The organism is Labrys sp. HAY1-8F, assembly GCF_056754975.1.
In genome coordinates, this window is the sequence record NZ_JBPGWZ010000002.1 from 2759124 (window position 1) to 2777281 (window position 18158).

Sequence of the window (18158 nt, forward strand, 5' to 3'; positions counted from 1 at the left end):
GATCCCGGCAATTCTGGAACCAACGCCAGATTCCCGGCAGTCATTGGGAGCGCTTCATGGAGACCAGCACCGGCACGGCAGCCGTTCATCGTCCGCTCGACCTCGATCCGAAGCGGGCGGGACGCCTCGATCGAGCGCATTATGGCGTCATCGACATCGGCTCCAATTCGGTCCGCCTGGTGGTCTACGACCAGCTTGGCCGGGCCCCATTGCCGCGCTTCAATGAAAAATCGCTCTGTCGTCTCGGTGAAGGGCTGGCCCAGACCGGCCTGATCTCCGTCGAGGGATTCCAGCGGACGGTCGAGGCCGTGCGACGTTTTCGCGCCGTGGCCGATGCCATGGGCGTGGCGCGCCTGGATGCCACCGCGACGGAGGCGGTGCGCCGGGCCGAGAACGGCAAGGATCTGGTCGAGGCCATTCGCGCGGAGGCGGGCGTCGATGTCCGCATCCTCAGCGGCGCCGAGGAGGCGAGATTTGCGGCGCTTGGCGTGATCTCCGGCTTTCACCGGCCCGTCGGCATCGTCGGCGACATGGGTGGGGGCAGCCTGGAGTTGGCCGCCGCCCTGGATGACCGGGTCGGCGAGGACTGGGTCAGCTTCCCCCTGGGGGCCCTGCCGGTCGAGGCGCTGATGCAGGGCCCGGACGATGCGAAACGGCGGATCGATGCACTGCTGAAGGATAAAACGCCCGCCTCCTTCCTGAAACAGCCGATCTTCTTTGCCGTCGGCGGGGGATGGCGGACACTCGCCAAGGCCCATATGGCACTGAATGCGGCGCCGGTTCCCGTGGTGCACGGCTATCGCATCCCGGCGACCGAAGCCCGGGCCTTTGCCAAGACGCTGCTGCGCCTGCCCCTGGCCAAGATCGCCGAATTGCCGGGCATATCGCGTCGGCGCGCGCGAACCATGCCTGCCGCCGCCTTGGTGCTGGACCGCGTGCTCAAATATCTGACGCCGGACGAGGTGGTATTCTCGGCCCTCGGCCTAAGGGAAGGCTGGCTCTACTCGCAGCTCGACGCCGAGGAGCGCTATCTCGATCCCTTGGTCGAAGGCGCCCAGTTGATCGGGCTGCCGGGTTCGCGCGTGCCCGACTTTCCTCCCGCTCTGGTTGCCTGGACCGCCGGGCTGTTCCCGGACGAGAGTCCGGCCGAAAAGCGCCTGCGCGTGACCTTGTGTGCGCTCTCGGACCTCGGCTGGCGCGACCATCCCGACATACGGGCGGAGGAAAGCCACCGCCGCGTGCTGCAATTTCCCTTCATCGGCCTGGATCACGCCGAGCGGGCCTTTCTCGCCGTCGCGCTTCACGCCCGTCACGCCGGCCGGCTCGATGCGCCCTATCTCGCCGGGGCCTTGAAGTTGCTGTCCCCGGCGGATCGTCGCCGCGCCGAGATTCTTGGACGGGCTTTGCTGGTGGCCTACCGCTTGTCCGGCGGTACGCCGGCCGTGCTGGCCAATTCACGCCTCTCCATCGGCTCCAACCGCCTCCGCCTGGAAGTCGGCCGTTCGGCCCGCGTGCCGGACAGCGAAGCGGTGAGCGAGCGCCTGTCCCTGCTGGCCGCCGCGGCCGGGGTCAAGTTCTCGGAGATCACCGAGCTCGCCCAAGAGGGTTGATCGGCCTCGCCAGGCGTCTCACTTCAAGGTTCTTGCTCCGATCGATCACAATTCTTGACTGGCTCGCGGCTGGTCGCTGTGGGAGAAAATCCCTCGAAGGCGCAGAGGGCAGCGAATTCCAGCTCCGAAGGAGCGCCTCCCACGCTTGTCTTGTTGCACCGGCTGACTATAGTCGCGCGCGATTTTCGTCGCCGGGTTCCCTGCCCGGTGCCATCCCAACCCGAAGGCTCTTTGATGTCTCAATCCGTCAAGAAGGTGGTGCTCGCCTATTCCGGTGGCCTCGACACCTCGATCATCCTGAAATGGCTGCAGACGACCTATAAGTGCGAGGTCGTCACCTTCACCGCCGATCTCGGCCAGGGCGAGGAATTGGAGCCGGCGCGCCAGAAGGCGCTGCTGCTCGGCATCAAGCCTGAGAACATCTACATCGAGGACCTGCGCGAGGAATTCGTGCGCGACTATGTCTTCCCGATGTTTCGTGCCAATGCCCAATATGAAGGCGTCTATCTGCTCGGCACCTCGATCGCCCGCCCGCTGATCGCCAAGAAGCAGATCGAGATCGCCGAGAAGACCGGCGCCGACGCCGTCTGCCATGGCGCCACCGGCAAGGGCAACGACCAGGTGCGCTTCGAGCTCGGCTACTACGCCCTCAAGCCCGACGTCACCATCATCGCCCCCTGGCGCGAATGGGACCTGCGCTCGCGCGAACAATTGATCAAGTTCGCCGAAGAGCACCAGATTCCGATCGCCAAGGACAAGCGCGGCGAGGCGCCCTTCTCGGTCGACGCCAACCTGCTGCACTGCTCTTCCGAGGGCAAGGTGCTGGAGGATCCGGCGATCGAGGTGCCCGATTACGTCTATTCGCGCACGGTCAATCCGGAAGATGCGCCGGACACCCCCACCGTCATCACCATCGACTTCGAGAAGGGCGACGCCGTCGCCATCGACGGCGTGAAGATGAGCCCGGCCACCCTGCTCGCCAAGCTCAACGAACTCGGCCGCATCAACGGCATTGGCCGGCTGGATCTCGTCGAGAACCGCTTCGTCGGCATGAAGTCGCGCGGCATGTACGAGACGCCCGGCGGCACCATCCTGCTGCCGGCCCACCGTGCCATCGAGAGCATCACGCTCGACCGTGGCGCAGCGCATCTCAAAGATGAGCTGATGCCGAAATATGCCGAGCTCATCTACAATGGCTTCTGGTTCTCGCCCGAGCGCGAAATGCTGCAGGCCCTGATCGACAAGAGCCAGGAAGCGGTGACGGGCTCGGTGCGCCTCAAGCTCTACAAGGGCGGCGTGCATGTCATCGGCCGTGAGAGCCCCAACTCGCTCTACAGCCAGGACCTCGTCACCTTCGAGGAAGGCGCCGTGGCCTATGACCACCGCGACGCCGCCGGCTTCATCAAGCTCAACGCCCTGCGCCTGCGCACCCTCGGCAGCCGCAAACGCAAGCTGGGCGTCTGATCCGGTTCGCATCAAGTTTGAAATTGCTCACTGCCCTTCCCCACCCAGGGAAGGGCTTTTTATTTGTCAAAGCGCTTCAGATCGACAGCATCCAAGCCCAGCGGAACGATAGCGTGTTAACTTTGATGCATTGCAGCAAATAATTTCTGCGCCGCAAGATGAACCCTTGAAGTAAAATGAGTCACTTTCTTTCGATCCCCCCGACGAATGCTCTGTGATGATACGATCTCATATCAAAGATCGCATTGATTAATCGTAATACAATTGCAATGATCGTGCCTGTTGGTCCTCCAGAGACCGGAACACGAGCAAGGCACCCCCATGATCAGGAAATTCGTCTTGGCTGTTGCCGGCGCGATATTGGCGCTGGCTGCCTCTCTCCCGATGGCGCAAGCCGCCCCGAAGACATTCTACTGGATATCCCATGGCGGTCCGGCCGACCCGGTGTGGACCTATTTCCTGGCGGGCGCCAAGCAATGGGCCAGTGACACCGGCAACACGGTCAACACCTCCTTCCACAATGGCGACGTCGCCTCCCATCAGGAAGCCGTGCGCGCGGCGATCGCGGCGGGCGCCGCCGGCATCGTCACCACCAGCCCCGATCCCGGCAGCCTGATCAAGGTGGTCGAGGAAGCCAACGCCAAGAAGATCCCGATCATCAATTTCAACACGCCCGACCCCCAAGCCAAGTTCGGTGCCTATGTCGGCGGCGACAACGTCAAATTTGGCGCGGCCTGGGCCCAATATCTGGTCGACAAGAAGCTGGTGAAGGCTGGCGATTTCGTTTGGATGCCGGTGGAGATCCCCGGCGCCACCTATGGCGTGCAGGAGGAGCAGGGCATTTCCAGCGTGTTCAAGCCGCTCGGCATCACCTGGGAGATCACCGAGGCCACGCTCGACCAGGCCGAAGTCATCTCGCGCATGACCGACTACCTCACCACCAACCGCAAGAAGATCAAGGCGATCATCGGCCTGGGAGATCTCGTCACCGGCAGCATCAAACGAGTGTTCGACCAGGTCGGCGTCAAGCCCGGCGAGATCCCGGTCGTCGGTTGGGGCAATTCGCTCGACACCACCCAGGAAGTGCTGAACGGCTATGTCAACGCCGCCCAATGGCAGGATCCGCAGGCGACCAGCTATATCGCTCTGTCGATGGCGGCCATGGCGTCGAGCGGCATCCGCCCCGGCTTCAACGTCATCACCGGCGCGCTCTACGAGAAGGATGCCGCCCAGCAATATGACGACATCCTGAGCGGCAAGAAATAGGGCATTCACAGGCGCGGACGGCCGGGAATGGCTGTCCAGCGCGGTGGCCTCTTTTGATATCGTAGGAGACACGGACCGTTGTCATGCCCGGGTCTGACCCGGGCATCCAGGAGGCCGGGCCACCGCCTGCGCGGCAGGTTGGATTGCCGGGTCAAGCCCGGCAATGACAAATGTCGAGCCAATCTCAATATCATCACACCGCCCCCGAAGCGCCCCTTCCGCATCCGCCTCCATCACCCGCCAAGGAATTCTCGTGGAACAACGCTCCCTGCTCCAGCGCGCGATCGCCCGGCCCGAATTCGGCCCCTTCGTGCTCCTGGTCATCGAACTCGCCATCTTCGGCGGCATCAACCCCGACTTCCTCTCCGCCGACAATCTCAGCAACATCCTGGCCTTTACCGTCGAGCTCGGCCTGATCGCTTTGGCGATGACGCTGCTGATGACCTCGGGTGAGTTCGATCTCTCGGTCGGCTCGCTCTTCGGCTTCTCGCCGGTGCTGATGTGGACGCTGTTCAACAGCGGTGCGACCCCGCTATGGGTAGCCTTCCTCGTCGCGCTCGTCGTCGCGGCGCTGATCGGCTGGGTGAACGGCCTCTTCGTCACCAGGCTGAAGATCCCCTCCTTCCTGGTGACGCTCGGCATGCTCCTGGTGGTGCGCGGCACGGCCCTCTTCGTCACCAACGGCTTTCCCCAGCGCACCTGGAATGCGGGCGACCAGCCACTCGCCGACATCCTGGTCGGTACCTTCTATATCGGTGGCTTTCGCGTCTACATGTCCCTGCTCTGGTTCGCCATCGCGGCCGTCGTGCTCGGCTATGTCCTGACCAAGACCAAATACGGCAACTGGATCCAGGCGGCGGGCGGCAATCCCAATGCGGCGCGGGCGCGCGGCGTCAATGTCGATGCCACCAAGGTCTGGCTCTTCATCCTGTGCTCGGTGCTCTCGGCCTTTGCCGGCATCATCTCATCGATCCGGACCGCCTCGGCCAATCCCAATTCGGGCACGGGCTATGAATTGGAGGTGATCGCCATGGTGGTGATCGGCGGCACCGCGCTCACCGGCGGCCGGGGCACCATCATCGGCACCGTGCTCGGCATCTTCATCCTGCGCGTGATGCGCAACGGCATCGTGCTGATCGGCGTGCCGGGTCTGGCCTACAACATCTTCATCGGCGCGATCATCTTAGGCATGATGGCGCTGCATTCATGGCTCGACCGCCGGCACCAGGAAGGGAGATGAGCGATGGCTGAACCTCAAGAAGAACTCGTCCGCATGCAGAACATCGCCAAGTCCTATGGCCGCATCCGCGCCATCGAGGACGTCACCCTCACGGTGAACAGGCGCGAGATCGTCGGGCTGCTCGGCGACAACGGGGCTGGGAAATCGACCCTGATCAAGATCCTGTCCGGGGCGGTAGCGGCTACCTCCGGCGACATCTATGTCCGTGGCAAGAAGGTGGTGATGCGCTCCACCACCGACGCGATCGCCGAGGGTATCGAGACGATCTACCAGGATTCGGCCCTGGTGCCGCAGCTTTCGATCGCCCGCAACCTCTTCCTGGGGCGCGAGCCGATCAAGGGGCCGCGCTTCCTCAACCGCCTCGACCAGGCCAAGATGAACGAGGTCGCGACGACGCTCTTGAAAAGGGTCGGCATCTCCAAGAACATCGCACCGACCACGCCGATCGGCTCGCTCTCCGGCGGCGAGCGCCAGGCGGTGGCCATCGCCCGCGCCATGCATTTCGACAGCGACCTCATCATTCTCGACGAGCCCACCAACAATCTGGGCGTGGCGGAGACGCAAGGCGTCCTAAACTTCGTGCGCAATGCCCGCAGTTCCGGCCATTCCTGCATCTTCATCGCCCACAACATCCATCATGTCTTCCAAGTGGTAGACCGTATCGTCGTGATGCGCCGCGGCCGCGTCGTCGCCGACGACATCGATCCCAAAACGACCAGCGTGGAGGCGGTCGAACGGGTGATCACCGGCATGGATCACTGAGAGTTCCCGGGAAAGCGGCGTGCCCCGAAAGGGTGAGCCCGACTGTACCATCGTAGAGTGGCGCATCCGGCCAACTCGTTTATAACGGCCGGACTCTTTCCTTCCCCAGGGACATCGAAGCTCTTCATGAAGAAACTCGTCATTTTCGATCTCGACGGCACGCTTGCCAAGAGCAAATCGGCCATCGACGCCGAGATGGCTGCCCTCCTGGGCCAGCTTCTCACCGTCGCCCAGGTCGCCGTGATCTCGGGCGGCGACTGGCCGCAATTCGAAAAGCAGTTCCTCGCTAACCTCCCCGCCGGCGATCGTTTCGACCGGCTGCATCTGCTGCCCACCTGCGGCACGAAATTCTTCCATTTCGATGGGGGCGCCTGGGTGCCCGTCTATCGCGAGGACCTGTCCACGGAAGATAAGCAGCGCATCGTTGCTGCGCTGGAGGCGGCCTTCGTTGAGGCTGGCTTCAAGCCCGAGCGGATCTGGGGCGAGCGCATCGAGGATCGCGGCAGCCAGATCACCATGTCCGCACTCGGCCAGGAGGCACCCCTCGAGGCCAAGCACAGCTGGGATCCCGATTTCAAGAAGCGCACCATCCTCAAGACCTATCTCGACAAGTCGATACCGGATTTCTCGGTGCGCATGGGCGGCGCCACATCGATCGACGTGACCCGGCAGGGCATCGACAAGGCCTATGGCATCGCCAAGCTGCGCGACCGTCTGGGCATCGCCATCGAGGAGATGATCTTCGCCGGTGACGCCCTCTTCCCGGGCGGCAACGACTATGCGGCCAAGGAGGCCGGTGTCGATTCGATCCGCGTCAGGGATCCGGAGGAGACCAAGCGGGTGATCGAGACCATTATCGCCTGCCTGGGGTGAGAAACTGGGGCGCCTCACAACGGCGAGCTCCCGCGCCTTGGTAGAGTGCGCTCTATCGCCCTCGGCTTCAGCTGTCTGATTCACATATCTCGGCCGAGCCGCACAAAACGCAATAATCCTTCCCCGGTTTCGGGGAAGGATTATTGCGCCACATGTTGGAACGCTGCGAGTCTACGGACAAGGTAGGCCCTTTCACCGAGCGATCCATCACCGCTCCTGCCGCCCCGCGATATATTTCTCCAGCACCGCCGCCACCTTGCGGGCGCCATAGCAGCGGAAGCGGAACGTGCCTTCGTCATGCTCGACGGCGACGATGCCGGTCACCCAACCGAATTCCCGCCAAGCCTTGCGGATGGCAGCCATCGGGATGTGCACGGGCTGCAAGCCGATATGAAAGGCCTTGTTCAGGCGATTGGCGGCGAAGGACAACCCTTCGGGCGTGATCTCGACACGTCCGCCGACCCACAGGCCTCCCATCTTGCGGCTCATCCGATCGACCGTGCTGACGGTGACGTCGGGCACCAGCTTCGAGGGCACCGCATTCGGGATGAGGGCGTTGCAAAGCTTGCGGATGTGAAGATCTGTCATGATGGCTGTCATGGAGGCTCGCCCTGTACGAGATTTCCGATTAGAGATATTTGTCTGACAACGGAAGCGGCTGCCTGTCAGGCCTAACCCGCCTGGGCGGGCGGAACTGCGCGTTGCAGCACAAATCGAATTGGAATCGGGAGGAACCCTATGTCGGGTCAAGGAAAGATCGCCATCGTCACAGGCGCCGCCAGCGGCATCGGAAAGGCCGTCGCGCATGCGCTGCTGGGCGATGGCTGGTCTGTCGTCTTCACGGGGCGTCGCAAGGAGGCCTTGGAAGCGGCGATCGCCGAAAGCCCGCATGCGGCCTCTGCCCGCGCCATCCCCTCCGACGTCACCGACCCCGCCTCGGTGGCGGCGCTGTTCGACGCCACCGTCGCCGCCCTCGGCCGTGTCGACCTCGTCTTCAACAATGCCGGCACCATCGCGCCCGGCGTGCCGATCGAGGACCTGCCCTTCGAGCAGTGGAAGGCGGTGATCGACACCAACGTTACCGGCGTGTTCCTGTGCACCAAGGAGGCCTTCCGTGTGATGAAGGCGCAGGAACCGCGGGGCGGGCGCATCATCAACAATGGTTCGATCTCGGCCACCGCGCCGCGCCCGAATTCGGCGCCCTACACCGCCTCCAAGCATGCGGTCACCGGCCTGACCAAATCCTCGTCGCTGGACGGGCGCAAATATGACATCGCCTGCGGCCAGATCGACATCGGCAACACGCTGACGCCGATGGCGTCCAAGATGCCGGGCGGCGTGCCGCAGGCCGACGGCTCGATCAAGCCCGAGCCGACCTTCGACGTGAAGCATGTCGCCGATGCGGTGGTCTACATGGCCGGCCTGCCGCTTGAGGCCAATGTGCAGTTCATGACGGTAATGGCCACCAAGATGCCGCTGGTGGGGCGAGGATAAGCGCGGGATTGGCGTGCCGATCTTCTCAGTTCCATCGAGAGATGGGGCGAGATCGGCAAGGAAGATGCCGGTCTGAAGACCGGCACACCGCGCCGCGGGCATCGCGACATGCATGCATGTCGCTGTGATGCCCGCGCACCCGGGGAAGGCCCTCAGGCCCCGCTTCTCACAGCCGGCAGCACGCAGATCTCCTCACCCGAGAAAGTTCGCGAACGGGTGATGAAGCGTTTTTCCGTGCCGTTCTCCAAGGAGAACATGCCGCCGCGCCCCGGCACCACGTCGATGATCAACTGGGTATGGCTCCAGGCGGCGAATTGCAGGGCGCTGATATAGACGGGCGCATCGCCGATGCTGCCCAAGAGCACGTCCTGGTCCCCGACGATGAACTCGCCCTGCGGATAGCACATCGGCGAGGAGCCGTCGCAACACCCGCCCGACTGGTGGAACAGCACTGGGCCGTAGCGGGCCTGGAGGCTCGCAATCAGGTCGAGGGCGGCCGGCGTCGCCGTCACGCGTTCGAGGGCGGTGTCCTGCATAATCGTTCCCTCATCCCAGCACGGATCGCCACTTCCGACCCTGCCTGGCTATCAAAAGGGCCGCCCGGCGTGAATCGGGCGGCCAAGGCGATCCCCGGAGCAAGATGCTCCGGCACGGATCAGAAGAAGCCAAGCTTCTTGGGGGAGTAGCTGACCAGCATGTTCTTGGTCTGCTGGTAGTGATCGAGCATCTTCTTGTGGTTCTCGCGGCCGATGCCGGACTGCTTGTAGCCACCGAAGGCCGCATGGGCCGGATAGGCGTGGTAGCAATTGGTCCAGACGCGGCCGGCCTGGATGGCGCGGCCGAAGCGATAGGCGCGCGTGCCGTCGCGTGTCCAGATGCCGGCGCCGAGGCCATAGAGCGTGTCGTTGGCGATGGAAAGCGCTTCCTCGTCATCCTTGAAGGTGGCGACGGAGACCACCGGACCGAAGATCTCCTCCTGGAAGATCCGCATCTTGTTGTGACCCTTGAACACGGTCGGCTTGACGTAATAACCGCCGGCGAGGTCACCGGGCAGTTCGTTGCGCTCGCCGCCGATCAGCACCTCGGCGCCTTCCTGGCGACCGATATCGAAATAGCTCAGGATCTTTTCGAGCTGTTCGGAGGACGCCTGCGCACCGATCATGGTGGTGGGATCGAGCGGATCGCCCTGCTTGATGGCGGCGACACGCTTCAGCGCCTTCTCGATGAAGCGGTCGTAGATGCTTTCATGCACGAGGGCGCGGCTCGGGCAGGTGCAGACCTCGCCCTGGTTGAGGGCGAACATCACGAAGCCCTCGATCGCCTTGTCGAGGAAGTCGTCGTCCTCGGCCGCGACGTCCTTGAAGAAGATGTTGGGCGACTTGCCGCCGAGCTCCAGCGTCACCGGGATCAGGTTCTGGCTGGCATATTGCATGATGAGGCGGCCGGTGGTGGTCTCGCCAGTGAAGGCGATCTTGGCGATCCGGCTGGAGGATGCCAAAGGTTTGCCGGCTTCCAAACCAAAGCCGTTGACGATGTTGAGCACGCCCGGCGGCAGGATGTCGCCGATCAGCTCGGCCAGGACCAGGATGGAGGCGGGTGTCTGCTCGGCCGGCTTGATCACCACGCAATTGCCGGCGGCGAGTGCCGGGGCGAGCTTCCATATCGCCATCAGCAATGGGAAGTTCCAGGGGATGATCTGGCCGACAACGCCGAGCGGTTCATGGAAATGATAGGCAACCGTGTCGTGGTCGATCTCGGAGATGCCGCCTTCCTGCGCGCGCAGCACGCCGGCGAAATAGCGGAAATGGTCGACGCCGAGCGGCAGGTCGGCGGCCGTGCTCTCGCGGATCGGCTTGCCATTGTCCCAGGTCTCGGCCAGAGCGAGCGTTTCCAGATTGTCTTCTATCACCTGGGCGATGCGCAGCAGCAGCAGCGAGCGTTCCGCCACGCTGGTGCGGCCCCAGGCGTCCTTGGCGGCATGGGCGGCGTCGAGGGCGGCTTCGACGTCAGCGGCATCGGAACGGGCGATCTGGCAGAGGACCCGGCCGTTTACGGGAGAGGTGTTCTCGAAATATTTGCCGCTGCGCGGCTCCTGCCATTGGCCACCGATGAAATTGCCGTAGCGGGGCTTGAACAGCGTTCCAGGCGAGCGGACGATCTCGGGCTTGTTCATCAATTTCCTCCTTCAGCGCGCCAATTGAGGTTTTGGGACTGGCGTCGTCTGGCCAGAAGGATGGGCGGGGCGAGGCTGCTTGTCAGGATGGGCACAGGCGATGACGAGGGCAATGTGTCTCAGGGATGAGACAGATTTAGGGGGCGGGTCTTCGGACCCGCCTATTCGACCAGCTCGGTCCTTCCAGGCTGGTCTGAAGACCAGCCCCCCGATCAGCTCTCGCGGCCTATGCCGAGGCGCGCGATCTTGCGATGCATGGTGGCACGGCTGACGCCGAGGAGGCGGGCTGCCGTGGAGACATTGCCCTTGGCACGCGACAGCGCCTGGCGCACGGCGGCACGCTCGCCTGCAAGCAGCCCCTCGCCCGGCCCCACCCTTTCGCCATCGATGAGATCGCCTGCCGGGAAGGGGTGGTTGAGATGCTCGTCCGTCAGCCCGTAGACGAGGCGCGCCGCGCGGCTGGCGCCGATGACCAGGTCCTCCCTGTCCACGGCCAGCAGGCCGACCGGTCCGGAACCGGCATCGGGCCCGACCATGATGCGCGCATGGCGGAAGGCCTCGCGGAAATGCTGGGTCTCGATGCGGGTAGCGGCATCCCTCGTGGCAGCCGCCACCAGCTTGAGCAGGGCCGGCGTCACGTCAGAGCGGCAGGTCGAAACGTCGAGTGTGCCCGTCAGGCGGCCATTCGCGTCCCAGATCGGCGCCACCGTGCAACTCAGACCGATATTGCGGGTGAGGAAATGCTGGTCACGGTGAATGGTCAGCGCGCGCCCTTCGGCAATGCAGGTGCCGACACCATTGGTACCCTCGCTCTTTTCGCTCCAGACCATGCCCGTCCACAGCCCGAGCGCCTCGAAATCGGCATCGTCTCCCGCCTCGCCGCGCCGGTCGAGCGGCACCCCGTCTCCATCGGTGAGAAGGACGCAGCAGCCGGCGTCGCCAACGGCCTGGAACAGGCGGTCGAGCGTCGTCTGCGCAAGGCGGACCAGCAGTTCCATGCGCGACAGAGCCGCCCTGAATTCGCCTTCGCCGAGGCGCAGGGGCGGCGGCGCGTGATCGGGATCGAGGCCGTAATGGCTCATGGAGCGCGACCAGGAGGCCGCGACCGCAGACTGGGCACCCGATGTGCCGTCATTCAAGGTGGCATAGACCAGATCCGCATGATGCAGACGGTCCGACTTACCCATTCCTGGCATTCGCTCCGCCCTCCGCATGCATTCCGACAAGGGGAGTTCGGCAGCCCGCTCCCCAACATCGACGCGGTTGGCGTCATCTTCCGCTGGAATTTCCTGCCCTGTCAATCGCAGTCGCGATTTTCATCATCGTTCAAAACGTTTTGGAAAATGAATTCTTCATTCGATGCGTCAACATCGCGCAGAATGCGAGCGCGACCTCGCCCGCCAGAAATGCTCGGCCTGAGGGGTTTGGCAATTGACGGGCACGCCCTCAAGGAGCCCTCACCAAGGGACGGTCTGCCCTCGATAGTCGAGATATTCCAGGCCGGGCCTGCTGCGTTTTTCGAGAAGCACGTTCACGAGGCTCGGCACGCTCTCTTCAATGGACAGGCGTACGCTGGGGCCACCCATGTCGGTGCGAACCCATCCGGGAGCCATCAGCACCATCGGGTGAGCCTCCCCGGCACGGCGGGCCGCATAGCTGCGCATGAACATGTTCAAGGCTGCCTTGCTGCCGCGATAGACTTCACGCATGCCAGATGTGTTGTTGCTGACACTGCCCTGTCCGGACGACATCACGCCAATCAAGCCCGTTCCAGTGACGAGATCCGCCAGGTCCTCGATGACGCGCAGGGGGCTCAACGCATTGGTGACCATGACACGGATGAATTCTTCGGTCGTCACCTCCCCGATGGTTTCCTCGGGATCGTTGGTGACGCCTGCATTCACAAACAGAATGTCGAACCGGCGACCCGCCAGCCGGGCGCGGAGCGCTGCGACCTCGGCCGGCTCGCAGATGTCGACGGTTTCGATCTCGACCTGGTTGCCATGTTCGTCGGCTAGGTCATGCAGTTTCGTTCTGCCTGCCCGGGCGCGAACGGTACCGACGACATGCCATCCCTTCTTGACGAATTCGACGGCCATGGCGTGGCCGAGACCACGGGACGCTCCGATGAGCAGGACGGTGCCGGCAGGCTTTGGAGATAAGGTATCAGGCATGGCTTCAACGCTCGTTGCTGGTGTGATCGGTCAGCAATAGGCCAAGGCGCATACCCTGCGCCAGACGCACGAGATGCAACAAATGAATGCACGAAACGCCCTGCATACCCGCCGCGCGACGCACGATCAGTCAAATCAAGGCACGAGAGGAGCGTCGGAATTTCGTCTAGGCGCTGATCCTCGGCCGGCCCGACGCCCGGGCCGTCACCAGCGCCTCGACGAACAATTCCCGGCCCTCTGCCACGATCTTCTTCTCGTCCACACTCACCGAAATCTCGACCGAGGCAGCACCCGCCGTAAGGGCGTCGCTCTCGGCCTGGATCCGCGCCGCCTCCTGAGCATGGCCCAGCGCCTCGGCGAGATCGAGGATGTCGCGCGTGCCTGAACGCGTGAACACCCGGAAGATTCCCTCCACCGGCTGCAGCACCTTCACTTCGGCCGAAACATGCACGCCGCCGACCACGGCGCCGACGGCGTTGGCGACCTCGGCATGTTCGGGCACCAGCGAAGGCGCGCCGACCATGCCGGCGATATCGCCGTAATAGGTCGCGGCCGAGGCACCGAGCCCGACCACCGGGGCCGTGAGCGACAGGCCGATCTTGACGAGGCCGCTATGGCCGTCGAGCGCCGCCACCGACAAGGCATGGCGCGACAGGCCTGTCTCCCGAAAGCCGTCCTCGGCCAGAGCGCATTCCAGCAGGAACTCGGCCGAACGGCGCGTGAGGGTCTCGATGATCCGCCGCGCCAGCGCCTCGGCGCCGTCCGCGAAGGGCAATCCCATGGCGTTGCGCCGTCTGGCAAACAGAGTGAGTCCCTTCTCGGCCGCCCCCCTGTCCCACGCGTGATGCAGGCCGAGCTGGTGCGCGGCATCGGAGGGCGTCAGTGCTGCCATGATGGCAAGGCGCCTGACGACCAGGCGCTGGAGCGCATTGAGCTCGCGCCGGCTGTTGATCAGCTTGTCGGCGGGCTGGGGTCCGTTCTCCAGCCGTGCCAGCACCTCGGCCTCCAATGCCGGCAGTTCCGCGAGAGGCGAATGCAGGCGCATGGCGAAGCGGCCGAAGAGGTCGTTGGGCAGATCGGCCCTGAGCTGGCGGTCGAGCGTTGAATGCACGAGGTCGGCATGGCTGTCGGCAAGCAGGGATAAAGGCACGGCCCGGCGCGGACCGAGCTTGAGCGAGGTATCCAGGCCGTGCTGTTCGATCGCTACTTCGCTGTCGCCGCCGAGGCCGCAGGTGCGGATGGCGATGGCCTCAACCATGGTACGGAAGCCGCCGATCAGGGCGCCGGCCGGATCGATGCGCGGCCTGGCGCCGCGCAGCACGACGACATCCGTGGTGGTGCCGCCGATGTCGGAGATCAGGGCGTCCGGAGCACCGGCGAGGAAGGCTCCGCCCACGGCGCTGGCGGCCGGGCCCGAGAAAATCGTCTCGATCGGCTTGGCCTTGGCCACCTCGGCCGCCACCAGCGAGCCGTCACCCCGCACCACCATCAAAGGCGCAGCGATACCGAGCGCGGTGAGCTGGCCTTCGGTCGCGGCGATCAGCGCCTCGAGGAGATGGATCAGGCGCGCATTGAGCACACAGGTCAGGGCCCGCTTCGGCCCGTCCAGCTTGGCAGAGAGTTCATGGCCGCAGGTGACCGGCAGGCCGGTTTCGCGCCGCAGGACCTCGCGCGCCGCGATTTCATGGCTGGGATCGAGCACGGCAAAGCGCCCGGTCACCGCAAAGCCGGTCAGCCCCGGCGCCAAGGCACGGGCCTGTTCTATCAGCCTGACCTCGTCGAGCGGCGCGCGTGCCTGGCCCATGGCGTCATGCCCCCCGGCAATCAGCAACACCGGGTCGCCGTTCAACGCCGCCTTGAGATCCGGCCGCTCGGCATCATCGGCATCGAAGCCGATATAGACGAGGCCGACGCGCCCGCCCTGGCCTTCCACCATGGCGTTGGTGGCAAGCGTGGTGGAGAGCGAAACGAGGGCGATGCGCGCGGGCGCGACATCGGACTGGGCCAGCACCGCGCCGACGGCGCCGCCGACACCGATGGCGAGATCATGATGGGTGGTGAGCGACTTGGCCTTGGCGAGAACGCCCTTCTCCTCGTCATAGAGGACGGCATCGGTGAAGGTGCCGCCCGTATCGATACCCAACAAAACAGCCATAATGTCAGCCACTACCAATCCAATCGTCCTTTTGCTGATACGCGAATTCGGGCTGCGCCGCTCGCTCATACCGGCATTTTTTTGGACACTGGCGGCCTTTCCTCAAGCAAAGCGCCTTTCGGCTAAAACGCAACTACTCCCTCTGCCGTTGAGGGAGAGCCCCACCGAGAGCAATTACGCGAAACGTCGCTTTGCTCTAACTCTTCGTTTCGAGGCGCCTTTGCGATTCGAGGTGATTCCGTGAAATCGCAGGACGCTTCGGCTATAGGGCAAAGCGGCGTGGACGCGCGGGAGTGGGTTCCCAACCCTGCACGCTCCAGCAGGCGCCGCCAGTGTCGATGGCTTAAACATTCTAATTGATGTTCTAGACATCAATATTGAAATATAGTATTTGATAAATGCGAGGCTGCCTATGATCACCGCTGCCCAGATGCGCGCTGCCCGTGCCCTCCTCGGCATCGACCAGCGCCAGCTCGCTGACCTGTCGGGGGTTTCCCTGCCAACGGTTCAGCGCATGGAAGCGAGCGAAGGCAATGTTCGCGGTGTGGTCGACACGTTGACGAAAGTGATCGAGGCGCTTGACCGCGCCGGCGTCGAGCTGATCGGCGACAATGCTGTCAGCCGCGAGGGTGGGCGAGGTGTGCGCCTCAAACAGCCCAAATCGTCGGAGGTGCCCTCGGCCTGACCTAGAGCAAAGCGCGTTCAGGCGTGAACGCTTCTCTGCTCTACCTCTTTGGTTCGACGCGTCTTTGCGATTTGAAGCGATGCGATCAGATCACAAGACGCTTTGAGGTTGAGTGGCGGCGGTCTGCAGAATGCTCTGCACCGTCTCCGGAAATGAGAGAAGCAATGACGGCCCGGGTGCATGAACCCAGCTTCAGCGAGCTCTATACGCCCAAGCTGGTGACGGTTCTCAAGGAAGGCTACGGGCTGGACAAGCTGAGGGCCGACATCCTCGCCGGATTGACGGTCGCCATCGTCGCTCTGCCGCTGTCCATGGCAATCGCCATCGCCTCCGGCGTGACGCCGGACCGCGGCCTCTATACCTCCATCGTCGGCGGCTTCGTGGTCTCGGTACTGGGCGGCAGCCGGTTCCAGATCGGCGGCCCCGCCGGCGCCTTCATCGTGCTGGTTGCCGCCGCCGTGAAACAGCATGGCGTGGACGGCCTCCTCCTCGCCACCTTCATGGCCGGTATCATCCTCACCTTGATAGGTGCCCTCCGGCTTGGCACCTTCATCAAATACATTCCCTACCCCGTCACCGTCGGCTTTACCTCCGGCATCGCTGTCATCATCTTCGCCAGCCAGATCAAGGAACTGCTCGGACTGACGTTCAAAGATGGTGAACCCGGTCCCTTCGTCGAGAAGGTCGAGGCGCTCGCCACCGCCCTGCCGAGCTTCAGTCTGTCCGCCACGGCTGTCGCCGTCTTCGCCATCGGCCTTATCGTGGTCATCCGGCGCCTACGCCCCCATTGGCCCGCCTTCCTGATCGCAACCGTCACGGCGGCCGTGCTGGTCTGGCTGGCGGGCATACCTGTGGAAACGCTCGGCACGCGCTTCGGCGGCATCCCGCGCTCGCTGCCGGCTCCTCATCTGCCGACCCTGTCGCTCGACAAGGTCATCGAACTCCTGCCGACCGCGATCGCCTTCGCCCTGCTGGGCGGCATCGAGAGTCTGCTTTCCGCCGTGGTGGCCGACAGCATGAGCGGCCGGCGCCATCGCTCCAATATCGAGCTGGTGGCACAGGGAATCGCCAACATGGCCTCGGCCCTGTTCGGCGGCATCTGCGTCACCGGTACCATCGCCCGCACGGCCACCAATGTGCGGGCCGGGGCGCGCGGACCGGTCTCGGGCATTCTGCATTCGCTCTTCGTGCTCGCCTTCATGCTGCTGGCGGCCCCGCTTGCAAGCTATATCCCGTTGGCGGCCCTCGCGGCGGTGCTGGCGGTGGTGTGCTGGAACATGTTCGAGCTCCACCAGTTCGCCACGCTGGTGCGCGCCTCGCGCGGCGATGCCGTGGTGGTGACAGTCACTTTCCTGGTGGTGGTGTTCCGCGATCTCACCGAGGGCATCCTGATCGGCTTTGCCCTCGGTTGCCTCCTCTTCCTGCACCGCATGGCCGAGGCGGTCGAGATCGAGACATTGCGGCCGGTCGTCGAAGAGGATCTGTCCGACGCCGGCAGCGATCAGGACCCCCTGCCTTATGAGGCCGGCTTGGCCAGCAATCCCGACGTGGTCGCCTACCGGATTTCCGGTGCCTTCTTCTTCGGCGCGGCCGCCACGGTCGCCGCCGCCCTCGACGACATCGGCGAGCATCCGAAGACGACTATCATCGACTTTTCGGGCGTGCCGATCATCGATTCAACCGCTGCAGCCACCATTCACGGGCTGGTGCGCAAGGCCGCGGGCAGGGGTGGTACGGTGCAGATCGTCGGCGCCCGTCCCGCCGTGCTGCGGGTCTTGCTCTCCCACGGCGTGCGCCCGCCACAGGTGCGCTTCCGGGCCCGGCTGGCGCTACCGCGGGACGCGGCTTCGGACTGAACGTTCCCGCCGGCCCAGAAGAAGTTTCCGGTGAAACAGCTTGATTTTCGAACCTCATCTACCCCTGGATAGCTGATGGCATCGGAGGTCGCACGGATGAGAATTGCCTCACTCGCTTTCCTGCTTTCGGGGCTCGTCCTTGCGCCACAATTGGTATTTGCGGCGCAGTCGAGCGCTTCGATAGACCAGTGGAAAGCCCTGAACAGTCAATGCCGCGGCGGCAGTGGCGACGATCCCGCCACCTTGCGTGCCTGCGGCCAGCGAGATGCGCTCACCCGCCAACTCGGCAAGGCCGGATGGTGCTTCGGCCGCAAGGACGATCCCGACGCCGCTTCCTATCAGTGGCATCGTTGCACAGCGAAATCCCTGCGCCCGGAATAAAAAGGCCGGCCGGGAACGATATCCG

16 protein-coding genes are annotated in these 18158 nt (G+C 64.1%); 10 read left to right on the forward strand and 6 right to left on the reverse strand.

Going from position 1 to position 18158, the window contains the following annotated elements; translation table 11 throughout:
- Positions 1-56 precede the first annotated feature (56 nt).
- The 6 genes from ACR9ZN_RS21865 (at position 57) to ACR9ZN_RS21890 (ending at position 7215) form a co-directional block, all read left to right on the forward strand.
- Positions 57-1610, forward strand: coding sequence for a Ppx/GppA phosphatase family protein (locus ACR9ZN_RS21865; protein WP_481273167.1), 1554 nt, complete (start codon positions 57-59; stop codon positions 1608-1610).
- Between the two features lie 234 nt (positions 1611-1844).
- Positions 1845-3074, forward strand: a complete 1230-nt coding sequence (locus ACR9ZN_RS21870) for an argininosuccinate synthase (RefSeq protein WP_441771008.1) — start codon at positions 1845-1847, stop codon at positions 3072-3074.
- Positions 3075-3458: 384 nt separating this feature from the next.
- Positions 3459-4340 (forward strand): substrate-binding domain-containing protein, encoded by an 882-nt coding sequence (locus ACR9ZN_RS21875; RefSeq protein WP_454816883.1) that lies wholly within the window; start codon positions 3459-3461, stop codon positions 4338-4340.
- A 253-nt stretch (positions 4341-4593) separates the two neighbouring features.
- Positions 4594-5580, forward strand: a complete 987-nt coding sequence (locus ACR9ZN_RS21880) for an ABC transporter permease (RefSeq protein WP_434958539.1) — start codon at positions 4594-4596, stop codon at positions 5578-5580.
- 3 nt (positions 5581-5583) lie between these two features.
- A complete protein-coding gene (locus tag ACR9ZN_RS21885) occupies positions 5584-6342 on the forward strand; it encodes an ATP-binding cassette domain-containing protein (RefSeq protein WP_434958540.1) in 759 nt (252 codons plus the stop codon).
- A 126-nt stretch (positions 6343-6468) separates the two neighbouring features.
- Positions 6469-7215 (forward strand): HAD-IIB family hydrolase, encoded by a 747-nt coding sequence (locus ACR9ZN_RS21890; protein WP_434958541.1) that lies wholly within the window; start codon positions 6469-6471, stop codon positions 7213-7215.
- Positions 7216-7422: 207 nt separating this feature from the next.
- On the opposite strand, the gene ACR9ZN_RS21895 is transcribed toward ACR9ZN_RS21890, so the two are convergent.
- Positions 7423-7803 (reverse strand): hypothetical protein, encoded by a 381-nt coding sequence (locus tag ACR9ZN_RS21895; protein ID WP_434958542.1) that lies wholly within the window; start codon positions 7801-7803, stop codon positions 7423-7425.
- Between the two features lie 150 nt (positions 7804-7953).
- Here ACR9ZN_RS21895 and ACR9ZN_RS21900 point away from each other — a divergent pair, with 150 nt between their 5' ends.
- On the forward strand, positions 7954-8709 hold the full coding sequence (locus ACR9ZN_RS21900) for an SDR family oxidoreductase (RefSeq protein ID WP_434958543.1): 756 nt from the start codon (positions 7954-7956) through the stop codon (positions 8707-8709).
- 152 nt (positions 8710-8861) lie between these two features.
- On the opposite strand, the gene ACR9ZN_RS21905 is transcribed toward ACR9ZN_RS21900, so the two are convergent.
- The 5 genes from ACR9ZN_RS21905 to ACR9ZN_RS21925 all read right to left on the reverse strand — a co-directional run bounded on the left by ACR9ZN_RS21905 (position 8862) and on the right by ACR9ZN_RS21925 (position 15211).
- The gene (locus ACR9ZN_RS21905) at positions 8862-9245 is read right to left on the reverse strand and encodes a DUF779 domain-containing protein (RefSeq protein WP_434958544.1); all 384 of its coding nucleotides are present in this window, start codon (positions 9243-9245) and stop codon (positions 8862-8864) included.
- A gap of 119 nt (positions 9246-9364) precedes the next feature.
- Positions 9365-10882: an aldehyde dehydrogenase gene (gene adh, locus ACR9ZN_RS21910; RefSeq protein WP_481273168.1), complete on the reverse strand. Its 1518-nt coding sequence runs from the start codon at positions 10880-10882 to the stop codon at positions 9365-9367.
- Positions 10883-11094: 212 nt separating this feature from the next.
- Complete coding sequence (locus ACR9ZN_RS21915; RefSeq protein WP_454816567.1) at positions 11095-12069, reverse strand: GAF domain-containing protein; 975 nt, start codon at positions 12067-12069, stop codon at positions 11095-11097.
- A gap of 270 nt (positions 12070-12339) precedes the next feature.
- Positions 12340-13056, reverse strand: a complete 717-nt coding sequence (locus ACR9ZN_RS21920) for an SDR family NAD(P)-dependent oxidoreductase (protein ID WP_481273169.1) — start codon at positions 13054-13056, stop codon at positions 12340-12342.
- A 166-nt stretch (positions 13057-13222) separates the two neighbouring features.
- Positions 13223-15211 carry a hydantoinase/oxoprolinase N-terminal domain-containing protein gene (locus ACR9ZN_RS21925; RefSeq protein ID WP_481273170.1) on the reverse strand — a complete coding sequence of 663 codons (1989 nt, stop codon included), beginning with the start codon at positions 15209-15211 and terminating at the stop codon, positions 13223-13225.
- 412 nt (positions 15212-15623) lie between these two features.
- On the opposite strand from ACR9ZN_RS21925, the gene ACR9ZN_RS21930 reads away from it, so the two are divergent.
- The 3 genes from ACR9ZN_RS21930 (at position 15624) to ACR9ZN_RS21940 (ending at position 18133) form a co-directional block, all read left to right on the forward strand.
- The gene (locus ACR9ZN_RS21930) at positions 15624-15896 is read left to right on the forward strand and encodes a helix-turn-helix domain-containing protein (RefSeq protein WP_434958549.1); all 273 of its coding nucleotides are present in this window, start codon (positions 15624-15626) and stop codon (positions 15894-15896) included.
- Between the two features lie 164 nt (positions 15897-16060).
- Entirely contained in the window at positions 16061-17752 is a 1692-nt protein-coding gene (locus ACR9ZN_RS21935; protein WP_481273171.1) for a SulP family inorganic anion transporter, read from the forward strand.
- Between the two features lie 96 nt (positions 17753-17848).
- A complete protein-coding gene (locus ACR9ZN_RS21940) occupies positions 17849-18133 on the forward strand; it encodes a hypothetical protein (protein WP_454816574.1) in 285 nt (94 codons plus the stop codon).
- The last annotated feature ends 25 nt before the right edge of the window (positions 18134-18158 follow it).

Bases quoted from the DNA above. Each gene is read 5' to 3' on its own strand.
- ACR9ZN_RS21865 (WP_481273167.1), top strand. From the start codon at position 57: ATGGAGACCAGCACCGGCACGGCAGCCGTTCATCGTCCGCTCGACCTC.
- ACR9ZN_RS21870 (WP_441771008.1), top strand. From the start codon at position 1,845: ATGTCTCAATCCGTCAAGAAGGTGGTGCTCGCCTATTCCGGTGGCCTC.
- ACR9ZN_RS21875 (WP_454816883.1), top strand. From the start codon at position 3,459: ATGGCGCAAGCCGCCCCGAAGACATTCTACTGGATATCCCATGGCGGT.
- ACR9ZN_RS21885 (WP_434958540.1), top strand. From the start codon at position 5,584: ATGGCTGAACCTCAAGAAGAACTCGTCCGCATGCAGAACATCGCCAAG.
- ACR9ZN_RS21890 (WP_434958541.1), top strand. From the start codon at position 6,469: ATGAAGAAACTCGTCATTTTCGATCTCGACGGCACGCTTGCCAAGAGC.
- ACR9ZN_RS21895 (WP_434958542.1), bottom strand. From the start codon at position 7,803: ATGACAGATCTTCACATCCGCAAGCTTTGCAACGCCCTCATCCCGAAT.
- ACR9ZN_RS21900 (WP_434958543.1), top strand. From the start codon at position 7,954: ATGTCGGGTCAAGGAAAGATCGCCATCGTCACAGGCGCCGCCAGCGGC.
- ACR9ZN_RS21905 (WP_434958544.1), bottom strand. From the start codon at position 9,245: ATGCAGGACACCGCCCTCGAACGCGTGACGGCGACGCCGGCCGCCCTC.
- adh (WP_481273168.1), bottom strand. From the start codon at position 10,882: ATGAACAAGCCCGAGATCGTCCGCTCGCCTGGAACGCTGTTCAAGCCC.
- ACR9ZN_RS21915 (WP_454816567.1), bottom strand. From the start codon at position 12,069: ATGGGTAAGTCGGACCGTCTGCATCATGCGGATCTGGTCTATGCCACC.
- ACR9ZN_RS21920 (WP_481273169.1), bottom strand. From the start codon at position 13,056: ATGCCTGATACCTTATCTCCAAAGCCTGCCGGCACCGTCCTGCTCATC.
- ACR9ZN_RS21925 (WP_481273170.1), bottom strand. From the start codon at position 15,211: ATGGCTGTTTTGTTGGGTATCGATACGGGCGGCACCTTCACCGATGCC.
- ACR9ZN_RS21930 (WP_434958549.1), top strand. From the start codon at position 15,624: ATGATCACCGCTGCCCAGATGCGCGCTGCCCGTGCCCTCCTCGGCATC.
- ACR9ZN_RS21935 (WP_481273171.1), top strand. From the start codon at position 16,061: ATGACGGCCCGGGTGCATGAACCCAGCTTCAGCGAGCTCTATACGCCC.
- ACR9ZN_RS21940 (WP_454816574.1), top strand. From the start codon at position 17,849: ATGAGAATTGCCTCACTCGCTTTCCTGCTTTCGGGGCTCGTCCTTGCG.